Origin of the sequence: Agarilytica rhodophyticola (assembly GCF_002157225.2) — a bacterium.
In the GTDB taxonomy this organism is placed as follows: Bacteria; Pseudomonadota; Gammaproteobacteria; order Pseudomonadales; family Cellvibrionaceae; genus Agarilytica; species Agarilytica rhodophyticola.
On sequence record NZ_CP020038.1, the window covers coordinates 3,396,081 to 3,422,013 of the forward strand.

20 protein-coding genes are annotated in these 25,933 nt (G+C 40.9%); 8 read left to right on the plus strand and 12 right to left on the minus strand.

Features of this window, described 5'->3' with window-relative positions; genetic code table 11:
- Positions 1-250 precede the first annotated feature (250 nt).
- Both BVC89_RS14190 and BVC89_RS14195 read right to left on the minus strand, forming a co-directional pair.
- Positions 251-589 carry a hypothetical protein gene (locus BVC89_RS14190; RefSeq protein WP_086931821.1) on the minus strand — a complete coding sequence of 113 codons (339 nt, stop codon included), beginning with the start codon at positions 587-589 and terminating at the stop codon, positions 251-253.
- Between the two features lie 84 nt (positions 590-673).
- Entirely contained in the window at positions 674-1,507 is an 834-nt protein-coding gene (locus tag BVC89_RS14195) for an acyl-CoA thioesterase (protein WP_086931822.1), read from the minus strand.
- A gap of 81 nt (positions 1,508-1,588) precedes the next feature.
- On the opposite strand from BVC89_RS14195, the gene BVC89_RS14200 reads away from it, so the two are divergent.
- The gene (locus BVC89_RS14200) at positions 1,589-2,212 is read left to right on the plus strand and encodes a DUF4823 domain-containing protein (RefSeq protein ID WP_086931823.1); all 624 of its coding nucleotides are present in this window, start codon (positions 1,589-1,591) and stop codon (positions 2,210-2,212) included.
- A 29-nt stretch (positions 2,213-2,241) separates the two neighbouring features.
- Here the strand turns inward: BVC89_RS14200 and BVC89_RS14205 are convergent, their stop codons facing one another.
- Complete coding sequence (locus BVC89_RS14205; protein WP_173780760.1) at positions 2,242-3,867, minus strand: electron transfer flavoprotein-ubiquinone oxidoreductase; 1,626 nt, start codon at positions 3,865-3,867, stop codon at positions 2,242-2,244.
- Positions 3,868-4,218: 351 nt separating this feature from the next.
- Here BVC89_RS14205 and BVC89_RS14210 point away from each other — a divergent pair, with 351 nt between their 5' ends.
- From BVC89_RS14210 to BVC89_RS14220, 3 genes are all read left to right on the plus strand, one after another.
- A complete protein-coding gene (locus BVC89_RS14210) occupies positions 4,219-4,971 on the plus strand; it encodes an electron transfer flavoprotein subunit beta/FixA family protein (RefSeq protein ID WP_086931825.1) in 753 nt (250 codons plus the stop codon).
- A complete protein-coding gene (locus BVC89_RS14215) occupies positions 4,968-5,900 on the plus strand; it encodes an electron transfer flavoprotein subunit alpha/FixB family protein (RefSeq protein WP_086931826.1) in 933 nt (310 codons plus the stop codon). The genes BVC89_RS14210 and BVC89_RS14215 overlap by 4 nt, the downstream gene beginning before the upstream one ends.
- Before the next feature lie 381 nt (positions 5,901-6,281).
- On the plus strand, positions 6,282-8,423 hold the full coding sequence (locus BVC89_RS14220; RefSeq protein ID WP_086931827.1) for an ATP-binding response regulator: 2,142 nt from the start codon (positions 6,282-6,284) through the stop codon (positions 8,421-8,423).
- Here the strand turns inward: BVC89_RS14220 and xthA are convergent.
- On the minus strand, positions 8,403-9,233 hold the full coding sequence (xthA, locus tag BVC89_RS14225) for an exodeoxyribonuclease III (protein ID WP_086931828.1): 831 nt from the start codon (positions 9,231-9,233) through the stop codon (positions 8,403-8,405). The genes BVC89_RS14220 and xthA overlap by 21 nt on opposite strands.
- A 164-nt stretch (positions 9,234-9,397) precedes the next feature.
- Positions 9,398-11,506, minus strand: a complete 2,109-nt coding sequence (locus BVC89_RS14230) for a carboxy terminal-processing peptidase (RefSeq protein ID WP_245929400.1) — start codon at positions 11,504-11,506, stop codon at positions 9,398-9,400.
- A gap of 663 nt (positions 11,507-12,169) precedes the next feature.
- On the opposite strand from BVC89_RS14230, the gene BVC89_RS14235 reads away from it, so the two are divergent.
- From BVC89_RS14235 to BVC89_RS14245, 3 genes are all read left to right on the plus strand, one after another.
- Positions 12,170-12,547 carry a hypothetical protein gene (locus BVC89_RS14235; protein ID WP_216825141.1) on the plus strand — a complete coding sequence of 126 codons (378 nt, stop codon included), beginning with the start codon at positions 12,170-12,172 and terminating at the stop codon, positions 12,545-12,547.
- 329 nt (positions 12,548-12,876) lie between these two features.
- Positions 12,877-14,985 carry an MltF family protein gene (locus BVC89_RS14240; RefSeq protein WP_086931829.1) on the plus strand — a complete coding sequence of 703 codons (2,109 nt, stop codon included), beginning with the start codon at positions 12,877-12,879 and terminating at the stop codon, positions 14,983-14,985.
- A 54-nt stretch (positions 14,986-15,039) separates the two neighbouring features.
- On the plus strand, positions 15,040-15,969 hold the full coding sequence (locus tag BVC89_RS14245) for a DUF808 domain-containing protein (RefSeq protein ID WP_086931830.1): 930 nt from the start codon (positions 15,040-15,042) through the stop codon (positions 15,967-15,969).
- A gap of 274 nt (positions 15,970-16,243) precedes the next feature.
- On the opposite strand, the gene BVC89_RS14250 is transcribed toward BVC89_RS14245, so the two are convergent.
- The gene (locus BVC89_RS14250) at positions 16,244-16,459 is read right to left on the minus strand and encodes a hypothetical protein (protein WP_086931831.1); all 216 of its coding nucleotides are present in this window, start codon (positions 16,457-16,459) and stop codon (positions 16,244-16,246) included.
- A gap of 433 nt (positions 16,460-16,892) precedes the next feature.
- On the opposite strand from BVC89_RS14250, the gene BVC89_RS14255 reads away from it, so the two are divergent.
- Complete coding sequence (locus BVC89_RS14255; RefSeq protein WP_086931832.1) at positions 16,893-17,453, plus strand: GNAT family N-acetyltransferase; 561 nt, start codon at positions 16,893-16,895, stop codon at positions 17,451-17,453.
- Here BVC89_RS14255 and BVC89_RS14260 read toward each other — a convergent pair.
- The 6 genes from BVC89_RS14260 to BVC89_RS14285 form a co-directional block, all read right to left on the minus strand.
- Entirely contained in the window at positions 17,450-18,352 is a 903-nt protein-coding gene (locus BVC89_RS14260; RefSeq protein WP_086931833.1) for a sulfite exporter TauE/SafE family protein, read from the minus strand. The genes BVC89_RS14255 and BVC89_RS14260 overlap by 4 nt on opposite strands.
- 115 nt (positions 18,353-18,467) lie before the next feature.
- Entirely contained in the window at positions 18,468-20,078 is a 1,611-nt protein-coding gene (locus BVC89_RS14265; RefSeq protein ID WP_086931834.1) for an NAD(P)-binding domain-containing protein, read from the minus strand.
- Between the two features lie 54 nt (positions 20,079-20,132).
- Positions 20,133-21,311 (minus strand): NAD(P)/FAD-dependent oxidoreductase, encoded by a 1,179-nt coding sequence (locus BVC89_RS14270; protein ID WP_086931835.1) that lies wholly within the window; start codon positions 21,309-21,311, stop codon positions 20,133-20,135.
- Complete coding sequence (locus BVC89_RS14275; protein WP_086931836.1) at positions 21,308-22,210, minus strand: dihydrodipicolinate synthase family protein; 903 nt, start codon at positions 22,208-22,210, stop codon at positions 21,308-21,310. The genes BVC89_RS14270 and BVC89_RS14275 overlap by 4 nt, the downstream gene beginning before the upstream one ends.
- A gap of 68 nt (positions 22,211-22,278) precedes the next feature.
- Positions 22,279-24,213 carry an FAD-dependent monooxygenase gene (locus BVC89_RS14280; RefSeq protein ID WP_086931837.1) on the minus strand — a complete coding sequence of 645 codons (1,935 nt, stop codon included), beginning with the start codon at positions 24,211-24,213 and terminating at the stop codon, positions 22,279-22,281.
- Between the two features lie 828 nt (positions 24,214-25,041).
- Positions 25,042-25,926 carry a carbon-nitrogen hydrolase gene (locus tag BVC89_RS14285; RefSeq protein ID WP_086931838.1) on the minus strand — a complete coding sequence of 295 codons (885 nt, stop codon included), beginning with the start codon at positions 25,924-25,926 and terminating at the stop codon, positions 25,042-25,044.
- Positions 25,927-25,933: the final 7 nt, after the last annotated feature.

A 25,933-nucleotide genomic window follows, 5' to 3' on the forward strand; every position in this document is an offset into this window, starting at 1 on the left:
TTAAGTATTGAACATATTTGGAAAACTTCCAGCCTGGGGTTGTATATTTTTAAATCGAATTCTTATAGTTGTATAGCAAAGGCAGCTAACTTGAAATATCAAATTACGGTGCCGATTAATACGAACTTTTTTTGATAAAACATCAGGGATCTAGCACTAAATAAAAGGATTTATTGGCGATACAAAATGGCGAATCTCAATTTCTGAGATTCGCTTCTTGTCGCAATAAAATACTTTTAAGTACTGTAAATTATAGAAACTTGGATGCTGTTAAATTAATAACATTAGAAATTGATGTATGTAATTTTTGTGCTGTTTCAGTTCTCGCAAACCATTCATCAATATGATTCTGTAATTGTTTGATTTTTCTTGCGCATTCAGGGAAGTGTACAGATACAGGTTCATAACCCATGTTGTGATCTTCGATGCTCAGTTTAGCTAGCTCACTTAATTCCGCACTAATGGTAGAAAGAATATCGAATACTGTATCTTTTCGAGAAACGCAGTTTGAGTCCCAATATGCTGCTATTAATGCTTGGTGAAGCTCCTCAAGTGCTTCTGTTGCGTATGAGATAGTATAACGGTCCATAAGTTGACCTACTTTTCTTAGCTTGGACTTTGGCGAAAATATGCCAATGAGCAATCATTGACATGGTTTACCATAAGTATAGCGCTATATTTCGCGAATAAGACCTTCCTGAGCTGTCGATGCTACAAGTTCTCCTTTCATATTAAAAATAGACCCTTGGGTAAAGCCCCGAGCATTGCCTGCCCACGGACTGAAAGTCTTGCATAGCAGCCATTCGTCGGCCCGAAAATTTCTACTGTGAAACCACATAGCATGGTCGATACTGGCGCTCACCATATTCTTTGTAAACACAGTCGCTTCATGAGGAAGCAAGGCTGTTGCAAGCAAACCTAGATCCGAAGCAAAGGCCAGTGCGCAGTAATGCACAATAGGTGAGTCAGGCAGGGGTTTCATGGCTTTCATCCAGAAGTAGCCTACTGGGGGATCAATGACTTTTGTCGAAAAGACATCTTCGTCTACAGCAACTAAATGAAAGGGTGTCACAGAGTTTTTATGTTCTTCCGATAGCTCTGCAGTTTTCTTTTGCCGAGCTATAATTTCCTCAGGGTGAGGAATATTGTCTGGCAATGGCAGTTGGTGCTCATAGCCTTTTTCTTCCTTGTGAAACGACGTGGACATATTAAATATTGGCCTGCCAAACTGTCTGGCAACAGCACGACGGCTGTTAAAGCTGCGGCCATCTCTAACTTTCTCGACGTCGTAAATAACAGGGATCTCACTGCTGCCTGCACGCAAAAAGTAGGCGTGTAATGAGTTTGGAAGTTCCCCATCCTGAGTATTGTATGCCGCCATCAGCGCCTGTCCCAGGACTTGGCCCCCGAACAAGGTCTTGCGGAAGTTTTCACAGTGTTCTTGGCTGCGAAAGAGATTGCTGTCGAGCTGTTCTAGAGACAATATACTTTCTAGAGGTGAATCCATGGGGTTTTCCTTAATAAAATACTCAGGTTGACGATAATTAGAGATATAGCATTTAATTTCTTACAATGTGGGTATTTAACTATGCGCATACTAGCCATTTGCTTTGTCGCTTTAGTCACCACTTGGTTGGTTAGCGGATGTACTGCTGCTTACGTGGCTGAAGTGTCGCACAATGTATTGAAAGATATTCGCCTTGCTTCAAACTATCGGGTTGAACGAAATGCCCAGTGGTCGATTAATTCTCAAACTGCGGTATTTTTAGCCAAGCCTGTTGATGTGTTACAGCAAGATAGACACCGTAATCTGTTAACTCTTTATAAGTCATTGCATTTTTCTCTGCAACAAACATTTCCTGGCTACCAAACTCATCAAAGCTCACTTTCGTTAACGCAAGCCTTTAATCATGCATTGAATCATGACAGTGAGCTTTTGTTCTGGCCTCAGTTGGTGGTATCCGAAAATAACTTGAATAGCGTACAAGAAATGATAGAAGGCAAATCTATTCATTCTGATGCCAAATATGGACCCGATGTCGTCGTATTTCAAGTACTTATTTACGATGTTAAGACCCGAAACCTAATTGATATCGGTACAGTATTTAGTCGTGCAAAACTGTTTGCGGCGAATGAATCGCTACCTGTAGATCTTATTCATAAGGCAACGATTCACTATTTAAAGGTGATCACTGGTAGGAATGTAGGGTAGGGCGGAGTGAAAATTCTACCCTTCATTGCTTACATATTAGGGTAATTGGGGCCTCCACCGCCTTCAGGGGTTACCCAGGTTATGTTTTGTGACGGATCTTTAATATCGCATGTTTTGCAGTGTACGCAATTTTGCCCATTAATCTGAAAAACCTTTTCATTGTTGTCATTCTCAACAACTTCATACACACCCGCAGGGCAGTACCGTTGAGCAGGCTCATCAAATACTTTTAAATTATGAGAAATAGGGATGGCGCTGTCTTTCAGCTGCAAATGGCAGGGCTGATCTTCCTCGTGATTGGTATTTGATAAATATACCGAACTCAATTTGTCAAAACTAAGCTTGCCATCAGGTTTAGGATAGTCAATTTTTTTACATTCGTTAGCAGGTTTCATCGCCTGATAATCGGGTTTTGGATCTTTCAATGTCCACGGCAGCGTACCATCAAAAATATTGATATCGATGAACGCATACGCCGAGCCTACTAAATTTCCCCACTTATGTTGAGCTGGGCCAAAATTTCGTTGTGTGCGCAATTCGGTAAATACCCAAGACTTCACATATTCTTTGGCGTAACTGTCTAAGTCGCTGTGCTGTTTTTCTTCAGATAAAGCTTGTGCTACTACTTCGGCTGCGATCATACCCGATTTCATTGCGGTATGAGAGCCCTTAATTTTAGCGAAATTTAGCGTTCCTGCATCATCACCAATAAGCAGCCCGCCAGGAAAATGCATCTTGGGTTGCGATTGCATGCCGCCTTTTGTCAGTGCCCGTGCACCATAGGAAATGCGTTCGCCTCCCTCTAAATACTGACTAATTTTAGGGTGATGTTTATAACGTTGGAACTCGTCGAAAGGGCTCACATGGGGGTTGCTATAGGATAGATCTGTAATCACACCAACAGCGACTTGGTTGTCCTCCAAATGATACAGGAAACCACCACCGGCGCTTCCCGATTCAGACAGGGGCCAGCCAGCTGAATGCACCACTAAACCCTGTTGATGTTTGTCTGCAGGGACTTTCCAAAGCTCTTTAATGCCAATGCCGTAATGTTGCGGTTCTTTGCCCTTATCTAATGCGAAATGCTCGATAAGCTTTTTACCAATATGGCCGCGGCAACCTTCGGCAAATAAAGTATATTTCGCATGGAGCTCCATACCCGGCATATAGCTATCTTTTTGCTCGCCATCTTCACCCACGCCCATATCGCCAGTAACAATGCCTTTAACACTGCCATCTTCATTCCACACTAAATCAGCAGCGGTAAAGCCTGGGAAAATTTCTACCCCTAAATTTTCTGCTTGCTCGGCCAGCCAGCGACATACATTGCCAAGACTGACAATATAATTACCGTGGTTATGCATGGTTTTGGGAGCAAATAGCCCTGGAACTTTTATGCCTTTTTCAGCGCTGGTGAAATAATAAATATTATCGCCGCTAACCGGAGTATGAAGCGGTGCTCCCATTTTTTTCCAGTCAGGAAATAACTCGTAAAGGGCTTTAGGTTCAAACACAGCACCAGATAATATATGGGCACCCACCTCGGAACCCTTCTCAACGACACATACATTGATATCTTCATTGAGCTGCTTTAGTCGACATGCCGCACTCAGACCGGCGGGGCCGGCACCGACGACAACAACGTCATACTCCATGGATTCTCTTTCCACGCGGTTTCACCTCTTAATCTGTCAATCTGTTTATATATTATTTTAACTAGTATTTATAATTATCTATTTTCATGTGGTTTTTGGCGCTGTCATCACCGGAGTATAGAAATCTAGCTAGTGGCGACCAATAGCAAATGCTAGCAACCGAGCTATCAAATAAGTCCAACTTTATCAGCTATTAAGCCTTAGTAAAAATAATAGTTAACATTAGTAAAAATAATTGTTAAATCAGCTGCTTATCGAGTATACACCGCATATAATTAGATTTTATAATGCATGCAGTGTGCGTTGCACAATAATTAAATAATGATATTAAATACGGAGGCGCTAAGGGATATGAAAGTTCTCGTGCCGGTAAAACGAGTAGTTGATTACAACGTAAAAGTTAGACCAAATGCTGATGGCAGCGATGTCGATTTGGCTAATGCAAAAATGTCGATGAATCCTTTTTGCGAAATCGCAGTAGAAGAAGCTGTGCGTTTAAAAGAGAGCGGCAAAGTGAGTGAAGTGGTGGTGGTGTCCATTGGAACTGCTAAATCACAAGAGCAGATACGTGCGGCGATGGCTATTGGTGCTGACCGCGGTATATTGGTACAAACCGATGAAAACTTAGAGCCTTTGGCGATCGCTAAGTGTTTGAAGGCTATTTATGAAAAAGAGTCGCCAGAACTTGTGATTTTAGGCAAGCAGTCAATCGATGGTGACAACAACCAAACAGGTCAAATGTTTGCAGCGCTAACAGGGTTAGGCCAAGCGACTTTTGCGTCAAAGGTTGAGCTTGATGAAGGCAAAGTGGCTGTTACCAGAGAAATTGATGGTGGTTTGCAAACTCTTGAATTAGGTTTGCCCGCGGTGATAACTACCGATCTGCGCTTAAACGAACCACGCTATGCATCTCTCCCTAATATTATGAAAGCTAAGAAGAAGCCAATGGAAACGCTAAGCTTAGATGTTGTGGGTGTTGATGGCGCTGCGCGAGTGAAAGTACTCAGTGTATCACCGCCACCAGAAAGGCAGGGCGGTATTAAGGTCGCGTCGGTGGAAGAGTTGGTTGAAAAATTGAAGAGCGAAGCAAAGGTGATTTCATGAGTGTACTTGTCATAGCTGAACATGATAACAAATCGCTTAAAGATGCAACGCTTAACACTGTTGCAGCTGCAGCTAAATTTAATAGTGATATTGTTGTTTTAATCGCAGGTAAAGACTGTGGTGAAGCTGCTGAGGCGGCAGCAAAAATCTCGGGAGTTAGTAAAGTATTGGTTGCTGATAACGAAAGTTATGAGCATCAATTAGCTGAAAATACTGCTGCTCTTGTCGGTGAAATTGGCAATCAGTACAGCCATATTTTGGCACCTGCAACAACAACGGGGAAAAATACTGTTCCTCGTGCGGCAGCACTGTTGGATGTACAACCTATCTCTGATGTTATCGCTGTAGAAAGTGACGATACATTCTTGCGCCCTATCTACGCAGGTAATGTTATCGCTAAAGTCCAATCCAGTGATGCTATTAAGGTGATGACGGTTCGTGGCACGGCATTTGATCCAGCAGAAACTTCAGCGCAAGCCTGTGCAGTAGAATCATTAGATGCGGCACATGCGCTTGGCCTTTCGAGCTTTGTTAAAGAAGAACTTGCCGAATCTGATCGTCCAGAGCTAACCGCTGCCAACATCGTTATTTCCGGTGGTCGGGGTTTGCAAAATGGTGACAACTTTGAAATGTTGTACAAACTCGCAGATAAGTTAGGTGCGGCAGTGGGAGCTTCTCGTGCTGCTGTCGATGCGGGCTTTGTGCCGAACGATATGCAGGTTGGCCAAACGGGTAAAATCGTTGCCCCTGATCTATATATCGCCGTTGGTATATCTGGTGCTATTCAACATTTGGCTGGCATGAAAGATTCAAAAGTAATTGTTGCTATCAATAAAGATGAAGATGCGCCTATCTTTCAAGTTGCTGATTATGGTTTAGTCGCAGATTTGTTCGAAGCTGTACCTGCGTTAGATAATTTGCTTGGATAATCAACACTTCTGGGCCTCCTTATTGGATGCATCCTTGTATCGCAATTAGCTTGGTGTAAATACCCACAGGGCATAAATAACCACCGGGTTAATTGCTAGGAGGCTCACCTTCTTCTTCATTTTACCTTTCTCTTATACTAACAACTTAGGATAATAAATTTGGAACAATAAATAGGTTCCAGTAGAATAGCTTGCCAATCTCATTAATGGGGATAGGGTCTAATACTAACTGTATTTAGCAGCTTATGCTTAAATGAAGATAAGCATAATCAAATAACGATTGCAGAACTATGTATCAAAGGACGCGATTCAGAAGTCGCCTGGTTTTAATCGTAAAATGCAAACAAAACCTGTTGGCCTAACCCCTTGCTTGGACAAGATATGTTGAAATTCTTTTTGCCAGCCAGCAAAGTACAGAAAGATCGACGCATTATGCGCGAAACAGATTCGCGCATGGCGAAATACAGCCGACGAGGTCTAATATCTAATTTCTTTGTATTTCTCATATGCCTCGCTCATGGCCGGTTTATCGATGATAATCCCCAACTGATGGGGGTTTTAACAGTCGGATTATTGCTTATTACTTTGCTGCGTGGTCTCTTTCTCTTTCGCTTTGACCAGCTCTATCCCAGAGCTCCAGCAAAATGGCGTAACCGTTACTTTGTGGCGACGCTCATCGGGGCTTGTTGGTGGGGCGTTATTTTAGTTAGTGTTACTACACAGCTAGAAATGGAAGAAGAAGCGCCACTGTTATGGCTATATACCGTGATATTTTTCTCCACCACAGCGCATGCTTTTGCTCCCTACCAAAAATTCCTGTCTTACTACCAATTTTTTGGTCTTGTGCCGGCTGCAGCAAGTGCTATTTATTTAGGTGATTTTGAAGGGTATTTATATGGTATTTTAATGCTGTTTTTTTTCTTGGTACTCAGTCATCAGTGCCGTCTTATTTCAGAAAACTATTGGGAGAAGCTGGAGGCGACCTACGCATTAGCGCGTAAGACACTTTCAATGGAAGAGGAGAAGCGTGATACCAAGGCTAACGTGAAACTGAATCAAGAGTTCATGCAGCGTCTTCATAGTGATATTGACCGTTTTATGTCCACTCTAAGTGATGCTGAAAATTTAAGTGAGAAGCACTTAAAGTCGATCATTAGAAATGAGTTACACTCCTTACACACGAATATTTCGGATTTTAATGGTGTGTTGTCTAAAAGCTTGGAGCTTGAGGAAAATATTTTTAATATTCGCCATGAGATTCAGCACTTGGTAACAGAATTTATCGATGATGCCGAAAGCCGCAATATTCAAATTGAGACCAGTTTATCGCCCACTTTGCCTATGCGTTTAAAGGGTGATGCTTCACGTTTGGCACAGATTATACGAAGTTTATTGAATATTATTTTGCATGACATAGACAAATGTATTGTCCTGGTGGAAGTGGAGTTTTTGCGTGAATATGACACTGCAGGCGAACTCTATGTGTCGGTAACTCGTAGTTTTGATAAAAGTAAAAAACTTTTTGCTAGTGATAGTATGCCGAAAGTTCCCCAGGGCACATTATCTCTAGTTGTTGCCAAAGGTTTGGCCGACCTAATGGATGGCAGTATTGAGTTTAACGATGCCATGCAAAATGAGCAGCAATTTCGTTTTAATGCAAAAATAGATATCGCCGACAGAACAGGGCAGCTAGATTTTCATAAGGATTCTTTTTCTGGGCGTAATGTGTTGCTGGTTCATAATCACCCGCGCATTGTAGATTTAAAACGTCAAGAATTGGATGCTTTGGGCTTTAATGTTTTTACCGAAACGCAATATAAACGTGCCATCCAAACTCTGCAGGATAGTTATAAATTCCAAAATCCTATTGAAAGTCTAGTCTTTTATCTTGAGCCGGATAATCAGTCGGTGATAACTTTTTGTCAAAATCTATTGGATATCGCCGAGTTAAAATATACGCGAAAAATTGGTGCTGCCACCCGACGCCAGCAGAGTGTTATGCGCAAAAATGGGTTTGATGAGGCCAATGGTTTTTACTACGTCGACAAGCCAACGGGTCTGTTTGAAATTGAAAGTATGTTCCACCAAATTTATAAGCAAGAAAATGAGGATGGCGAGCATACTCCAGCGCCAGAAGTCCGTGTTGGCTTTGTTACTGAAGATTTTTCAGGGGATTCTATATTACGCCAACATATACAACAGATGGGAGACGAAATCACATCTGTCGAGCACAATGATCGGATGATAGGCCTTATAAATGACGGGGACTTCGACATTATTGTGATTGATTGCGATACACTCAGTGATATTAATTTAGTTGTGCGTAATATTCGCAGTTATGAAGCGGGCAAAAATATGGAAAACTTTATGCCTATTCTCGGTGTTAGTAGTTCTCGTGAAGAGCTTGAAGATACCGCTTATGAATTAGGCCTCGATGATTATCTCGACCTAACACATAATCCCAAAAAGACATTAAAACGTACGATTTCTTATTGGTCTACGCTACTGCTGGAGAAGGCTTAAATCAAAACTGGCCCATACTGGACAATGATCAGATGGGCGCTCCATTGAGCGTATGTCGTAGTCGATACCTGCGCCTGTACACTTTGCTGCCAGAGCTTGCGTTGCTAATACAAAGTCAATGCGCAAGCCACGTTTAGGCTCGCGATCGAATCCTTTACTACGGTAATCAAACCAGCTAAATGTGTCGCTGTTGTCTGGATAGTGCAATCGATAGGTATCTTCAAGTCCCCAGTCCATCAGCTGCTCAAACCACTCTCTTTCTTCTGGCAAAAAGCTAGATTTTCCCGCTTTTAACCAACGTTTACGGTTATCCTCGCCGATACCAATATCTTTATCCGAAGGGGAAATATTCATATCTCCCATGGCGATAAGCGCTGCATCATTGGTGTGATGTTCATTTAAATGTTGGATTAAAGATTGATAAAAATGTTGTTTGTTCGGGAATTTCGTTGGGTGTTCTCGACTTTCTCCCTGAGGAAAATAACCATTTAACACCGTAAGTATTTTCCCATCTGCAAGTTCAAAGTCTGCGCCGATAAATCGTCTTTGGCTGTTTTCATCGTCATTGGCAAAACCTTTAATGTGTTTCTTTGCCGGCACTTTAGAGAGCAATGCCACACCATAATGGGTTTTTTGGCCAAAGTAATACACATGGTAACCAAGTTCCTGTATCTGCTGTAGCGGGAAATCTTCGTCGCTGACTTTGGTTTCCTGTAAACCAATAAAGTCAGGTTGGTATTTGTTGACCACTTCTTCCAGCTGATGCATTCGTGTGCGGATACTATTGACGTTGAACGATACACATTTCATATTTTATCTCGTTAATAATAAATATAGACAGGCAGGACTTCTGCTTTTAAAGCTGAGACTATTTGTGCCTAGAGTTTTTTGCATAGAATAAAGGTGTGATTGCAGGATAAAAAAATACCCGGCATGGGAAGTAGCATGCCGGGTATTTTAGGAGTCCAGTGGACTTATCGTACAGAGGCCGTTTGTTGGTCGGTTTTACTTTGCAAACGGATCATATCTAATAAAATACTCCCTGTTTCAATCAAAATTGCGTCGCCATCTACGTCAATTTTATTTCTTTCCGATACAGGAGCACTCTCTTCTTTTTCTTCCTCTTCCTTTTCAGACTCCCGGTACGCTTCGATAGTTTTGAATACTTCCAGGTTTTTAGCCAAGCGACGCTTATTTTCAATGCGCATTGCTTCGAGTTCTAGATCTTCTTTTTCCTTAACTCGTTGCTTCTCATTTAGAGAAATAGTTTTTCTTTCTCTATTTTTCTCCATGATTTTCACTTGATCAAGTAAGTAAGTGAAATCTGGATCTTTGTTGGCGCGCTCCTTATGAAGACTTTTCATCATTGGTAGCAAAGAGGAAAAATTAAAATAATCCGAATGAGGTACTGGGTGAATTTGATCCCAGGGGAGGGCATTGTCATAGGCCGACTCACCTACTTCCTCAGGATCAATCAAAAATGGAATACTGATATCGGGAATAACGCCACGATGTTGAGTACTGTCTCCAGATACACGGTAGAACTTAGATTCGGTTATTTTTAACCCTCCTTCAATAAGAGGATTAACCGATTGCACCGTGCCCTTACCAAAGGTCTGAGCTCCCACAATAAGGCCTCGGTTATAGTCTTGTATTGCGCCGGCAAAAATTTCTGACGCAGAAGCACTTAATCTATTAACTAGTACAATTAGTGGGCCGTCGTATAGGGCTTTAAAACGAGAACGGTTATGGCGGTTTATGCGATCATCAGGGTTGCGTATTTGAACTACGGGCCCTTGATCGATAAATAGATCTGTCAAGTTAACCGCTTCTTGCAGCGAGCCACCCCCATTGTTACGTAAATCTAGGATAATGCCATCGACATTTTCTTTCATTAACTCTCGTACTAATTTAGCAACATCATTAGAGCTACTTTTGTAGTTAATCTTGCGTTGTCTCTGTGCGTCAAAGTCCACATAAAATGTAGGCAGGTTAATAATGCCAAGTTTATGTATTCCTTTGCCATCAGATAGCTCCAGAATTTCTTTCTGTGCTGCTTGGTCTTCGAGCTTTACGCGACCGCGATTAATTCGAATGATTTTGTTATCGCCAGGCTTTGCATCCGCCCGCGTCACTTGCAATTTCACGACAGTATTTTTGGGGCCGCGAATAAGATCAACCACTTCTTCTAGCCGCCAACCCACTACATCGACAACTTCGCCATCATCACCTTGGGCGACACCACTAATTCTGTCGGAGGGTTTGAGTTGCCCCTGCTTATCTGCAGGGCCTCCCGCCACTAGTCGAACTACCTTGGTATATTCGTCTTCAGATTGTAAGACGGCACCAATACCTTCCAATGACAGACGCATATTAATATTGAAGTTTTCAGAAGTGCGTGGCGACCAGTAATTAGTATGTGGGTCATAAAGCAGAGTCAACGAATTGGCAATGGTTTCAAAAATATCGGCAGTATCTTCTTGCTCTACACGCTTTAACTGACGCTTGTAACGCTTGGTCACAATATCTTTTGCTTCTTCGACTGTTTTACCAGACATTTTAAGGTTGAGTAGGCTCAGTTTTACGCGCTTGTGCCAGAGTTTATCCGCCGACGCGAGGCTTGACGGCCAGGCTTCTTCATCGCGTTCAAGGAGAACCTCTTCATCTTTGGTGAAATCGAACTTGACGGTGGGGTCTTTGAGTAACTCCAGGACAGATTCAAGCCGAGACACAATGCGTTGGCGGTACAGATGATATATTTCAAACGCAGGTTGTAAGTTACCAGTTTTGAAGTAATCGTCAAACTTGGCCTCGTGCTGCTTGAATGACTTAATGTCTTTGTCGTAAAAAAACATTCGCGATGGATCGAGGGTATCCAGATAGTTGTCTAAGTAGTTGGCGGACAAGGTATCGTCGATACGCATTTCGCGATAATGGCGAGATTGTAACTTGGAGAGAATATCTCGGATCGTGTCAGATTGAGACTTGGTTGCAGAGATTCTATCAACCGGTTTTGCTACGGCTGCAACACTTAACGTCAGTCCAATAACCCAAGAAACCATAGCTTGTTTCTTAATCATCATACAGCAGACTACCTTCTATCTTAGTACCACTTTACATTGTGCAAAAGGTGCATTTTTGCGTTTTTGGTAGCTATATTATTGATAAACAAATGAGCAGCTTATCAATAATATAGCTCGGCATTTCAATTAATTACTTGTTTGTGGACGAAATAGTTTATCTTTGCGCTATTTTATCCTTACAAACGGTATCTTTACGAATACTATCTATATCGATTTGGTCGTTATTGTGATATCGTCACTGCCATGACAGGGAATTGCAATATATGTCTTCTAATATTTAGTGTTTGCTCTCACTAAATTGGCCAGTACCGATCCCATTTAATCGAGTTTAATATACCATAGCTTCGCTATTTCCATAGAACTGAATTGGCATTAGAGTCTGTATAATCCCGCTAAACCACTCTATTTCACATTCACACAACTCAATCAGTCTATATCCACAGAGCTGAATTAGTCTATAAAGTTCAATAGCTTAACGTCGCTGTGATACTAATGTGTGCGTCTTATTTCAGGTAATGTTGTAAAAAGTGACCTGATATACTCTTTTTTTGATTTTTAGAATGTTGTTTATAATTATATTTTGTTAGTTTTAGTGCTGCCTGGTTATTACCTAGATTGTTACCTAATTTGTTACCTAATAGAAACTTGAGTAAGGAGATTTGTATGTTTTTAGGCGTTACAAAATATGTTGTCGCAGCAGCAGCGATACTGAGTATATCGGCCCACGCTGACCAAACCTATAACTGCCAGAAAGATGGCAGCGTTCGTGAAATCCGCGTAGCGTATGATGTTCAGGGCGAGCCCGTTCCATGTTCTGTTATCTATGTCAAAGATGGTAGTGAGGCGGTTCTATGGACAGCAAAAGCCGAAACTGGATATTGTGAGGAAAAAGCCTCGAACTTTGCTGAAAAACAGCGAGGTTGGGGATGGGACTGCAGTACAGACGCATCCCAGCAAGATGATTCTGTGATAGATAATGATGAGCTTGATGCAGAAGAGGCCGTTGAGGAGAGTACAGAAGAGGTAGATACTGAAAACTAATGCATAACTCTTGCTTGTCGCATTGATGGCAGCCAGCCGAAGGGTTTAACCCCCTAAGCACGATGCTTCCTTGTAGCAAGTGCCCTGTGATGCGGCTGTCTTGCCCGAAATCCCGCTTTATACAAAGCCTTCATACACCCCTGAGGGCTTTGCTAAAACTCCCTGCTTCAATTTCATCTGATTATTCTGGAACCATGTCAGACCTTCTAAAATAGAATTCTCTCTATACTCAGTTTTTATTCCATTAACAAAAAGTATCCGTGAGGATTCTCTACAGCTTGGCATGCAGGTACACTGTCGCTTCAATGGAAATACATATGGAAGGTTAAATGAGAAATTTGCGCTGGTTGCTATATTGCTTAGTTGTTACATGTATCTTGTTAGTTTCTTGCTCAAAGGATATCGAATCCACTTCTGGTGTCAGTGAGAATACTGCGCTACCAGAACCTGAAAAAACCGAACCCTATCTATCGACCGATGACTTTGAACATATTCGTGAACATGGTGTGCTACGTCTAATTGCGCCACGCTTCGATGGCGCTGATGCCTTACCCCGTGGGGGAATATCTATACAAGTGTATCAGCAACTGGCGGAGAAATTTGCGGCATTTCATAAGCTAGATGTTCAGTGGGTATTTGTCGACAGCTTCGACAGTTTGATTCCTTCGCTGCTGGCGGGTGAGGGGGATCTTGTGATCACCAATATGACAGTTACCAAAGCGCGTCAACAGGCGGTAAAATTTTCGCGCTCTGTGGCGCGCATTTCGGAACATGTTATTAGCAAAAAAGACCATAAGATCGATTCGTGGCAGGCGTTGAGTGAAACCACCATCACCTTGCCCCATGGAACGGCTTATATTGAAACCCTCAATGCAAAAAAAGCTAAAAATAAAGATATTAATATTACTATCCAAGAAGTAAGTGGTGAGGTGAGTGATAGCGATTTACTCTCTGGAGTCGCGGCAGGTCAGTACCAGACTACTATTATCGACAGCGATATTGCGCGTAAATTATTACCTGCTTATCCTGAGCTAGCGATGGGTTTCGAGGTTAATAAACACCGTCCAATTGCTTGGCCTGTGCGCAAGAACAATCCGGTACTCCTGCGCGCATTAAATGAATTCTTAGTGTCCCACCATGTGAAAACAAGCTCACAAAAAAATGCTTTAAGAGATTGGCAAGCAATCAAAACTAGTGGTCGTCTACGCATGTTAACACTCAATAATCCTGCCAGCTATTTTATGTGGCGAGGTGAGCTAATGGGGTTTGATTACGAGCTTGTAAGGAAGTTTGCTGATACCCATCAGCTGCATTTATCTGTCATTATCAAAGATAGTATTCCAGAACTATTTTCCGCACTTCATGCTGGAGAGGGGGATGTGATTGCTGCTTCCATTACTCACTCACCTGAGCGTGAGAGCAAAGGCCTTAGCTTCACTCGTCCCTATCTTAAAGTTACCGAGCAAATTGTTGGCCGCGAAGGTGGCCCTAAGATTGAAAGCCTAGAGCAATTAAGCGGATTTAAAGTCGGTTTGAATCCTGCCACCGTATTTTATTCACGCATGCTTGATCAAGTAAAAGATATAGAAGATGTAGAAATTGTTAAGGTTGAGCATGCTACCACTGAAGAGTTATTGGGACGTTTGGCAAATCAGGAATTTGATTTCACCGTTGCCGATAGTCATTTGGTTGCGCTTGAGAAATCCTACCATCAAAATGTTGTAGCCAATCTTGACCTAACCCGTGAATCGCCTATTGCGATGGTAGTGAGGGACGGCAAGAATGAGCTATTGAATGAACTTAATCAATATATTCAGAAAGAGTATCGTGGTTTATTTTACAACATCGTTTATAACAAATATTTTAAAAATCAAAAGAAAATTGCTCGCTATCAAAATGAGCGAATCAAAGGTGATAAGTTATCATCATATGATGATCTCGTAAAAAAATATGCTGGTCACTATGACATGGATTGGCGCTTACTTGTATCGCAGATTTATCAAGAAAGTAAATTTAATCCTAAAGCTAAGTCATTTGCCGGCGCGGTGGGGTTAATGCAGGTAATGCCCCGCACGGCTCGCGAATTCGGCTTTGATAATCTGCAAATTCCCGAGAATGGTGTTGCTGCAGGTACTGCCTATATGAATTGGTTAGAAGAACGTTTTCCTGGGGAACTAGACTTCCAAGAGCGAATTTATTTTACTTTAGCTGCTTATAATGCCGGTACTGGCCATGTACGAGATGCTAGGCGTTTGGCCAAGCAACTAGGGTTTGATCCTAATAAATGGTTTGGTCATGTTGACCAAGCGATGCTAAAACTATCCCAGCCACAATACTACAAACAGTCTCGCTTTGGTTATGTTCGAGGCCGTGAACCTGTAACCTACGTGCGAAATATTCGGGATCGCTATTTGGGCTATCTATCTGCGGGTATTTAATCGAATAATTCACAACATCTTTAGCTGATTGATATAAAAATATAAGGGGTTTTCATGGCTGCGACAGGTTTATTGGCGTTACTGGATGATATCGCAACACTATTGGACGATGTGGCAACAATGACAAAAGTTGCTACAAAAAGTACTGCGGGAGTGTTAGGGGATGATTTAGCACTTAATGCCGAGCAGGTCTCTGGTGTTAGAGCTGAAAGGGAATTACCTGTGGTATGGGCGGTGGCTAAGGGGTCATTTAAAAATAAATTTATTTTAGTGCCTGCTGCTCTCGCAATTAGTGTACTTCTACCCTGGTTAATTACGCCATTATTGATTGTCGGCGGTTTATATCTATGTTTTGAAGGCGCTGAAAAATGTTTACATAAGTTCTTTCACAATAAAGTTGATGATAATTCAAATGCTAGCGAAGAAGTCATTACTGAAAATATAAACCTTGCTGAGTATGAAAAACAAAAAATTGCTGGTGCTATAAGAACCGACTTTATTTTATCTGCTGAAATTATAGTGATCGCTTTGGGATCGGTAGAAGGGGAGTCATTGCTTATTCAAGCACTTGTGGTATCTGCCGTTGCATTACTTGTGACCGGTGTGGTTTACAGTTTAGTCGCTGCGATTGTGAAGATGGATGATGCGGGGCTACACCTTATTGAAAGTGAAGAGGCTAATATTTTTAATAAGAAACTAGGCGCTTTTTTACTGGCAGTGGCTCCGAAACTTATGAAGTTACTAGCGGTTGTTGGTACCATTGCTATGTTTCTTGTAGGCGGCGGCATTATTGTTCACCGCATACATTTCTTTCATGAAATGTTGCACCATATTAAGCATAGTGTTGAAGCAAACATAGGATTTCTACTGCCGATAACGGAAGTAGTGGTATCAGGTATAGTAGGTGTTGCAGCTGGCTTAATTGTTTTACTCATTGTAGAAGTGTTTGCTTCGCTTAAGGCTCGATTACAAACCCGTGCTTGATTAGGTTATTTTAGAGGTGAAATTTAAGGCTAAAATTAGTCGCAGAACTCTATACCCGGTGACTATCAAAATTAAAGACCAAGCAAAATTAAAGACCAAGATTAAGCATTAGAATTAATTATCTCAACATTAAATTTTGTTGATAGTGGATATTAAATAGAAATACAGTTCTTTTATGTGTGCAAAAAACTCACAGCTATCTTTTTTGCACACTATATATGACCACTTCAATTTATTATCTTTGCTTGCAGCCCAGGCTTAGCTGGCTGCTGTATTACATAACAACCTTATAGTGGCTTTTGATTTCGCGTAATGGCGCCATAGAACCATTTTCAAATATAACAATTTTATGACTCATGGTTCTGAATTGAGCAGGAATGCTACGGCTTTTATCTTTATTACTTCTCGGAACAAAAATATCTGCTACTCTCAATAATCTTCCAGCAGGTGAGGTGACTTTATCGCCCATAGATAACTCATAACGGTTCATATCTCAGCTCCTGTTATTTACACTACTATTTTCTATTAGCTTTCTGTTACTTTCTCAGTGCTTCTATTTCAGTACTCGTATTTTGGGATTCTTATTTCAGTATTTTTAATATCAACACCGTTTGTTTTGATGCTTTCAACATTTGTACTTTCAACATCAACGCTTTAAACATCGGTGCTTTCAATATTTGGTGTCAAATAGCGACACTAGAGTTCAAATTTTGTGCCTAATATATGATGTTTTTCTATCAACTGTTTTAATATACAGTGTTTTGTTTGGCTCGGCAAGCATTAAATATACAGTAGTTTATACAGTTGTTTTTATGTCGCCTTAGCATTCTGCTTTGTTCTTTTTTTGATCAAAAAAGGTGTTTTGTAGATCTCACTGTGAGTGTTACCATCAGAAGATAACGACAGGCCATAAGGACAGATAAATGACGATTCATACGCTACAATCAGCGCGTATTAGACTCAGACAGTGGTGTGATAAAGATTTACCTATCTTCGCTGATTTGAACTCTGATATGGATACTATGGAGTTTTTCCCCAGTCCATTGAATATGGAGGCCAGTGACGCTCTCGCTGAAAAGTGCCGATCACTTATTGCCCATAGAGGATGGGGGTTATGGGCTGCTGAAATCAAAGACACTTCGGAGTTTATAGGCTTTATTGGTCTGCACGAAGTCAAACAAACTTTGCCTTTTTATCCCAATGTTGAAATCGGTTGGCGTTTGCATAAAAATTATTGGGGCAGGGGATATGCCTCGGAAGCTGCTAGTGAAGTGTTAGCTTTTGCTTTTACAACGCTAAGGTTAGAGAAGGTGGTTTCTTTCACTACTGTCTCCAATATTCGTTCACGTAAAGTAATGGAACGCCTAGGTTTAGTTGATAGTCACCTAAATTTTAAACATCCTGATATACCTATAAGCCATTCATTGGTCGATCACGTTTTATATGAAATCACCCTCCAGCAGTGGTCGTCCCGCCAATCTTAGGGTGAATTTGCCACGAAAAATAATTTAGAAACTTCAAATAGTGTGAAGCTAATCTCCAAAGAAATAAGTACGATTAAAGTGTTGAAAACTGTTTGATTGGTAAGCCTAGCGCATAACCAAGCACCCAAAGGGGCACCGATGACTACTATGGGTATTGCTGCGTGGACATAGGACTGTACTTGTTGTGTGATATTGCCCAATACAGCAATATTAAAGGTGCTTGCCAACACTGAAGTTACTGCCATGACAATAACAGAAGTCGCAGTGGCTTTTTTGATATCTTTTTTAAGAATGAGAACGAGTAGGGCGAACAGCAATATATCCACTCCTGAACCCAATAATCCACTGGCGATACCACCGATAAAACCCACCAGTACTATAGCGCCATAATTCGTTTCTGCTGGGCTATGATCCGCCAGTATATTTTTCTTAAAGTTCAATATAGTGACAGAAAATATAAGTAAAAATAGACTGAAAATTGATTTTGTCGCAATTCTTGGCATGACTTCACTAATCCATATTAGGCTTACTAGTGTTCCAGGAATTGCACCTAATAATGCAAAGAAGACGATTCTTGGATAGAACGGAATACGTTTACAGATAATCGTTAAGCTTGCCGCAGTCATTCCAAAGCTCTGTATGGCTAAAGAGAATAATTTGGCTTCAACGGGAATGATTCCCAGAACTTTGGTAAGAACAGGAAAAGCCACTGCGCCGCCCCCCAAAGCTGTTCCTCCGGCTACAAAAGAGCCGAAGATCATTGTGATTGAGATAGATATATGCTGCTGGAGGTTTTCTAGTGCCCACATTGGACCGAACGATACTAACCAGAATATAATAGCGATAAGAGCAAAAAAAACGTGCGCTCGTGACTGCATAATATTAACAAGAAATCTCATATTTCGAATGATACATGAACCTCTGCAGCCTTAAAAGAAAATTAATAAAGCGCACGTGTATAGTAAAATACATCCTTGTATACACTGCACTAGTTAATACGTTTTTATGTCTAAACTACTGTACTTTATCTTCTACTTGTTGTTTTGGCAGATGACTTGCTAACTGTGTCTCGATAAATGTTTTTAAGGGGTCTATGTGAACATCTTTTTTCCATTCACCGGCAAGATCTTCTAATAAATGTAATTCTGCTGCTAATTCTCCCCCTTTATAGTGTTTAATAACAGGGTGAAGGAAAGCGCTATCATCGGCTTTATCTGGATGGGGTTTTCGCTGAATATTAAATGGATCAGCTTGCGCGGCTCCAAACTCGAGGCTCACCGTTAAATACTCTTGATTTTGTATTTCTTTTGTATCTTTATAATTCTCAAATATATTTCCCTCATGAATATAGTCCATAGGTAATTGCGAGTAATAATCAGCAGTGCTATCCGATTGTCTGATAATAATAGCGTCGGCGAGAAAGCCTGTTTGCTGCCATAGAGCCGAGCTGACGTTAATACGATACAATATCTGTTCGCATATTGACGACACACCTAGCATAAGTTGTATGCAAGGAAGCGCTTGGCCTTCATACTTGTTTTCCAGTATCTTATGCATTGCATGTATGTTGTAGCGAAAACCGTGAATAAAACCAGATTGCTTTTTCTTGTAATCTCTCTGATGCATGAGTACACCGGCAAAATACAGGCCTTTAATATTCGTCGATTCCCATTCGCTGGTTTGTTCAGGAAAACGATCTTGTCGTGACAAAGTAGGTTTGCAGGTGTCATCAAATAAACTGTCATCAAAGCGAAACCCTGCGCATAGAATCACCTTATCATAAACAATAACTTCTTTTTCCCCATCGGCATGAGAATAGTCAAGAGAAACCGAATAGCTGCCATCCTCTTCTTTGCTAATGCCTTTAATGGTTGCATCCAAAACTGCATTCTGAGACTTCAATTGATAGCTGTCTAAGAAGTTATTATTTACCGCTCTCAAGTGTCCAACATACTTTGTTGTCCATGCCATTGATATGGGATTGGGGCTACAAACATGAATAAAAGATGTTGCTCCTAACAAATGATCTGCTGTTTCAAAAGCTGAATTACCTTTACCTATCACTAATACTCTTTTGTTTGTGTATTCTTTAAGATCAAGCGACATTTGGCCGTAGGTTTCTGCTAGTTCAATCCCTTCAATCGGTGGCATATAGGGTTCGGAAAAACCCGTAGCGACAATCAACTGCTCTGCGATATAAGTATGATCACTATTATCTTTTACGTGGAAGATATCACCTTCGCGGCTGATATTAACGATTGAGGTTTTATACTTAACATTTAGCTGGTAATGCTCAGAGAATTTGTCGAGATACTCCAATAAAGCTTCGTTTTTTGGAAAGTATTCTTGACTGTAATGTTTAAATAGAACATCGCTCTCGCCGTCACACAAAAGAGAGTTCCAGTCCCAGCGTAAATTTACTTCTGGATCATCATATCCAGTATACACTTTATTGATAGAAATTAGTTGTCCGTGACGAGGGTACTGTTGGAATCTTTTCCCCGCGCATTCTCCAGATTCTAAAATTAAATAATCTCTACCTGATTTTTGTAAATAATATCCAAGCTGAAGCCCTCCAGGGCCTGCGCCAATAATTAAATATTTATGCTTGCTATGCGTTGTCATAGTGTAAAAGTCTTCTTCTAGTTGTTTTGGGCAAAATAAAATGTGTATCCAACTTTAGCCATCAGGTGGAATATTAATAAATGAATTAGTTAAAAAACGCTCAGGAGAAAATGGCCGTAAATCATACTCGGGCTCCTGTCTGAGAACTTTTTGAGTTAATAGCTCGGCATATAAAGGCGCTAATGTATAGCCATTACCGCCGCAAGCGAGCCATAATTTCGGATGAGATGCTACTTCTCCGACGATGGGTAAACCGTCTTGTGTCCAGGCTGCCCGACCGCCACGAGCTCTTAACGGAAGTGAATTCTCTAGAGCAGGAAACATTTCTACGGCTAATGATCGGCAATCTGTTATATTATTTTCTATAATTTCAATATTTTTATCTAAATCATTACTTAAAGCTCGCCAACCCCCACCAACAATAACACTACCATTGGGCAATTGTTTCATTGAAAGTCGAGCGCCAACTCTGCGTATAAAAACAGGTAGCAGAGGTGACTCGTAATCAAAATCGAAAATTTGCAGTGGAATAGCTTCGATGCCAAGGTCTATTCCTAAATCTAAAAGTGTTTGCCCTGTATAAGCGCCTAATGCAAGCACTATCTGCTCACTAGAATATGTGTATCCTTGTTTTGTTCTGGCTTGGTAATATTTATCATTAACCGCTAATTTTATTTTCCCAACATTAGTTGCAAGGTTAATATCGCTATCTTTAATACTGTGTGCAAGGCTTTGTGCACACCGCACAACATCAACATAGCCTTCATGTGCAGAGTAGGTTGCACTTTTTACTTTATGAGAAATATTTGGCACTATTTCTTTTATATGAGAGGAATCTAACCATTGAGTATCAAATCCCCATTCTTTTTCTTGTAAATGTTTCTCCATCAACGCTGTATTTCCTTCATCGTCTAAGGAAACAATTAAACCGCCGCAAAAATTCGCTATACTGGGGTCGCCAATGGTAGAAATTGCTCTGTCCCATGCAGGGCGAGCCTGTTTGATCAGGGTCGCTAGGTCTCTTATCTTGCTTCTCTGTTCTTTACCGAAAGCAGAAAATTGTGGTTGTAATTGAAAATAAAGGCCACCTGCATTATTGAGACTTGCCCCGTTTAGCAGCTCCCCTTGTTCTAACAAGGTAACGCGAAGGCCTCGCCGGCTCATATATAAGGCTGTTAAACAACCTGTTAAGCCGCCGCCAACAACAATAATATCTTGTTCCGGAGAAATCATAGTCCGTGCTTCTCTAGAAATTGCCGAATATTCTTTAGAGCGGGCTCATCGAGGTCAAGTAGCGGGGGACGCACCGGGCCGACGGGAACACCTCTTTCTCGCAAAATAGCTTTAAAAATTGCTATTGCATGACCATTGCGACCGGTAAAACCTTGAAACATACTTGTCATCAAGTCTTGATCAATTGCACCAAGTTTTTTTGCTTCTTGCTTATTTCCGCTCCAAAAAGCATCAAAAAAGTCTGGTTGTATGTGTCCTAAAGTTCCGGCAGCACCAATACAGCCGTCGCCACCCACTGCATCCAATAAACCCATTCCGACATCGCCAGGCATTATCCCAAACGCTTGAACTTTATTTCGAATCATGCGTAAACATGAAATAAATGCGGATAAATCGGGAGTTGAATTCTTAATCGCTACTATATTTTCCAAATCTGCAATATTGTTGAGCAATTCTGGGGATAAGTCTTTAGCTGTGCCAATCGGCCAATTGTAGGCAATAATGGGAAGCTGCGCCTTAGCCGATATTTGAGTGAAAAAATTTAGCACCTCTCGATCCGTTGGACTGACATAAGGTGGGATACTTACTAATGCCCCGTCCATTTCTAACTCGGCACACTGTTCCAGATAATATTCGGTTTCACGCACTGATATTGCACCACAGCCTCCTATTAACGGCGTAGTTTTAGGAACACTATCTCTACCGATTTTAAATAAACGAATTCGCTCTTCCTTAGTTAGTGCTGGCCATTCACCGTTACTACCGGCAAGCACAATACCGTGCATTTTCTCTTTTACCAACCAAAGCATATATTGATGCAGTGCATCTTCATTTAATTCATGGTTAGCATCAAATGGAGTGACTGCTGCTGCGAAGTAACCTCGCCAATCGACTTTCATAACTTATTTCCCGACTATAATATATTTAACGTGGGGCTTAACTAGCATGGACTCAGCTAATATGGGAATTAACATGGAGTAACTTCAAGAGACTGACCTAAAGGCATTTCAATCAAATCAAAAATCTCTTCGCCAACTTGGTTTAGGAAATCTTTTGGTAAGTCGTTGGTAAATGGAACGACTCTTCGCAGTAGGCCTGTTGAAATAATTTTTTGAAGCTTTCCTATTGTTTCTTCGCTACTAAAGTTAATAGTATTTATCTCTAGATCAAACTTAGATATGAGTAATCTGGCTATTTCTTTTTCGCAGAAAAATATCTGCGTGGATAGATTTTCTTCAAGGGATGTGAGCCAATCGAATAGGGTATCTACATCAGTTTGAGAATCAGTCAGTAGAACAGTGTAGAGCTTTGTTGGTATTTTTTCTGTTTGATTTCTCGATAGCGATACAGATGCTAGGCCTCTCACTAACGCTAAGCCTGCAGCGGGTAAACGAAGACAATACTGTTCTAACTTTTGATAAGGAACCTTAGCTATAGAGCACAGGCTTTCTGTGCGCACAGTATGTTTCCTTTTATCTGAATCAAACCATTGTTCTTCACCAATAATTATAGGTGCTTTTAGTCGAACACTATGTCCATCAGATGGATCTGTAATGGATATATCCCCTGATTCTATTAGAAATAGACTTTCTGCAGTGTCCCCACACTGAAAAATAGTTTTACCTTCCTCTAGGTCATATCGGTTTTTTAAATCGTTTGGAATCGAGAAGCTTGGGGGCAAACTATGCATGCCCGGAGTTACCTGTACGGATGGATACCATCCAGCTATGGTTTCTTGTGTGACACTCTGGTAGCTTGCGCGAGAGAAGTTGAGCTTTATTAAAGGGTCGACTTTATTTTTTTGCTGAGAAGGTTTTTCGAGTAAGGTGTAGCCCGCTTGTTGTGATAAGTCGCAACATGCTAAACCTTCTATCACTTGTGCTTGTGAAAACTCAGTCAAACGTTGCTCTAGCGTGGAGCTCTCATCTTTTATTACTTTAACAAGTGTTGCGGCTTCTTCAAGTGCCAAATTAACGCCTTGGCCCATAAAGGGTGCTACACCATGAGCTGCATCACCGACGATTAATATTTTTTTCCCATTATAATAAGAATCACTGCGCACCATTGTCATAGGCAATAATTCACTATTGATAATATGCTCTAACGGTGTTTCTAAGTGAGGGAAAACGTCGCTGAACTGTTCACGTAGTGTTTGCTCTATAGTGTTTTCGCTTTTCATTTGTTGCCACAATTTATGTGTCGTAACAAATGTCCCACGATGACGACCATCCTGACATGGGAAAGAAACCAATAGCCATTGGCTACGCGGCCATATGTGAGGTGCCGAGGCCGACAGTTTTTTCTTTGCGTACTCCGCGCTAATTGTCCATTCCATATAGCCATGAGGCGTAATGGTTTTGGCAAAGTTAACCATGGGATTACGAGTGATGGCTTTTCTTACATTGGACGATACTCCATCTGCACCGATCACGAGATCCGCATCCAACTCGACGATAGCGTTATCTTGTTTACGTAATATTACTCGAGCGCTCTCGGTACTATCCAATACATCGCAGCAGTGTGATCCAAAATGTGTTTCTATACTTCCTTGTTTGAGGGCATCATGGATCAGTATTTTTGCTATATCCACGCGGCTGACAGAAAAAAGTTCACACCCATTATCTGGATAGCTTCGTATGTCAACTTTTCCATCAGGCAAGTGAAAAATGCGATTTTTAAGCGGAATACTTATTTGCTCAAACTCTGTTTGTAACCCTAGTGCTTCAATTGCATCTTTTCCCCTTGGTGAAAGGGATAGCTGAATGGTTCTCTTGTCATTTTGTTTAATAGGGTCAGCTCTACGGTCAATGAGAATAATTTTATGTCCTTGCTTGCCCAAGGCGGCGGCAAGGAATGCTCCTGTTGGGCCTGCACCCACAATGACTACCTTCATTTTTTTCATAATCTAATTATTCTCAATTGTAAAAATATGTGCTGGTGAAAATCTGTATTGTTAAAAATAAAAGTGTAATTTTATTAAATCATTATTAAGAATTAATTAAAAATCACCTTAAGGAGTTAATTGTTTTTTGTTTTTTGTTGATGATTTTTTTATGTTTTATGAATATATCTTTGATTGTGTTTTGCAACGGGCGGTATATTAATCTTGAGAAATATAGGGGAGTGATACTTTATGTGTCAGAGTAGTTTTTGTATAAGGTTTTACGAATATTTTTTTAGTTATATTTGTGTGTTTTTCTTTTTTTGTAGTGGCGTTTTTTTATGTGCGTAATTTTTTACCAGGAGTATTAATTAATAAAGGAATGATGAATTGTACGTTTTTTTGAAAAAAAAGATGCCATGCACCTGGATAATTAAAGCGAGTGTTTTTTGTGTGTCACTTTTGTATGTTATAAAGGTAAAAATAATAAAAAGTCGAAAGCTGCATAAAGGCTGCATAGGAGCAGAATGTTGAAGACAATGTTTTGCGACCCTGTCGTCTTTAACATAAAAGACTGAAAAAATTTCTGTCGCGAACGATTAAGTAATACCTGTTTTGTCTAACCAAATAATTGCTTTGTCTAAGTATATGAAAAAATGCTTTTATATTTGTGCCATTCAATCTTTATTAAAGTGTTTTAACAAATGTATTTATCTGTGAGGCCAGAGAAGTGAAGTCAAAGAAGCATTGCCATTTTTTTAGCATTAACTACTAATGCATTCACTTGTATATTGCAATTTATGTTTAGATGATAGTTACAAAAATTATAGGAGCCATAAAATTTTGTGCCTAGTCTCTTAGGATCTTGTTCAGGTCATGATAGGCATCTATTCTTCTATCACGAAAATATGGCCAGATTCGTCTTATATTTTCACTGCGTAGTAAATCTAATTCAACTAGTGTAATTGTTTCATCCGATTGGTTTGCTTGAGCCAATATCTCGCCTTGAGGCCCGGTAGCGAAGCTTGTGCCCCAAAAATCGATGCCAGCTTCTGTGCTATTAGGATTGGCTTCATGACCAACCCGGTTAACGCTCAAAACCGGGATGCCGTTAGCAATCGCATGGGAGCGTTGAATAGTGATCCAGGCTTGTCGCTGCCTTTCTTGCTCAGCCTTATCATCCCTGGGGTCCCAACCAATAGCAGTGGGATAGATAAGCATCTGTGCACCGGCCATCGCCATTAGACGTGCGGCTTCAGGAAACCATTGATCCCAACAAACGAGCACCCCTAGTGTGCCGATCGAGGTTTTAATTGGAGTGAAACCTAAGTCTCCAGGTGTAAAGTAGAATTTTTCATAAAAGCCTGGATCATCGGGAATGTGCATTTTCCTATATTTACCTGCGATAGCGCCATCAGTATCTATTACCACCGCAGTATTGTGATATACCCCGGTTGCACGTTTTTCAAACAAAGAGGCCACAATCACTATGCCTAGCTGCTGAGCAATGGAGCCTAAAGTATCAGTGCTTGGGCCTGGGATGGTTTCCGCAAGATCGAAGTAATCTGTATTTTCTTGCTGACAAAAATATAAGCTACGGTGAAGCTCCTGTAGCACTATAAGCTTTGCTCCTTGTTGCGCTGCTTGTTGTATAAGAGTGAGCGACTTCTCCAAATTACTTGTTAGATCAGAGGAGCAACGGTGTTGAATCAGGGCAGCGTTAAGCTTTGACATGGATATA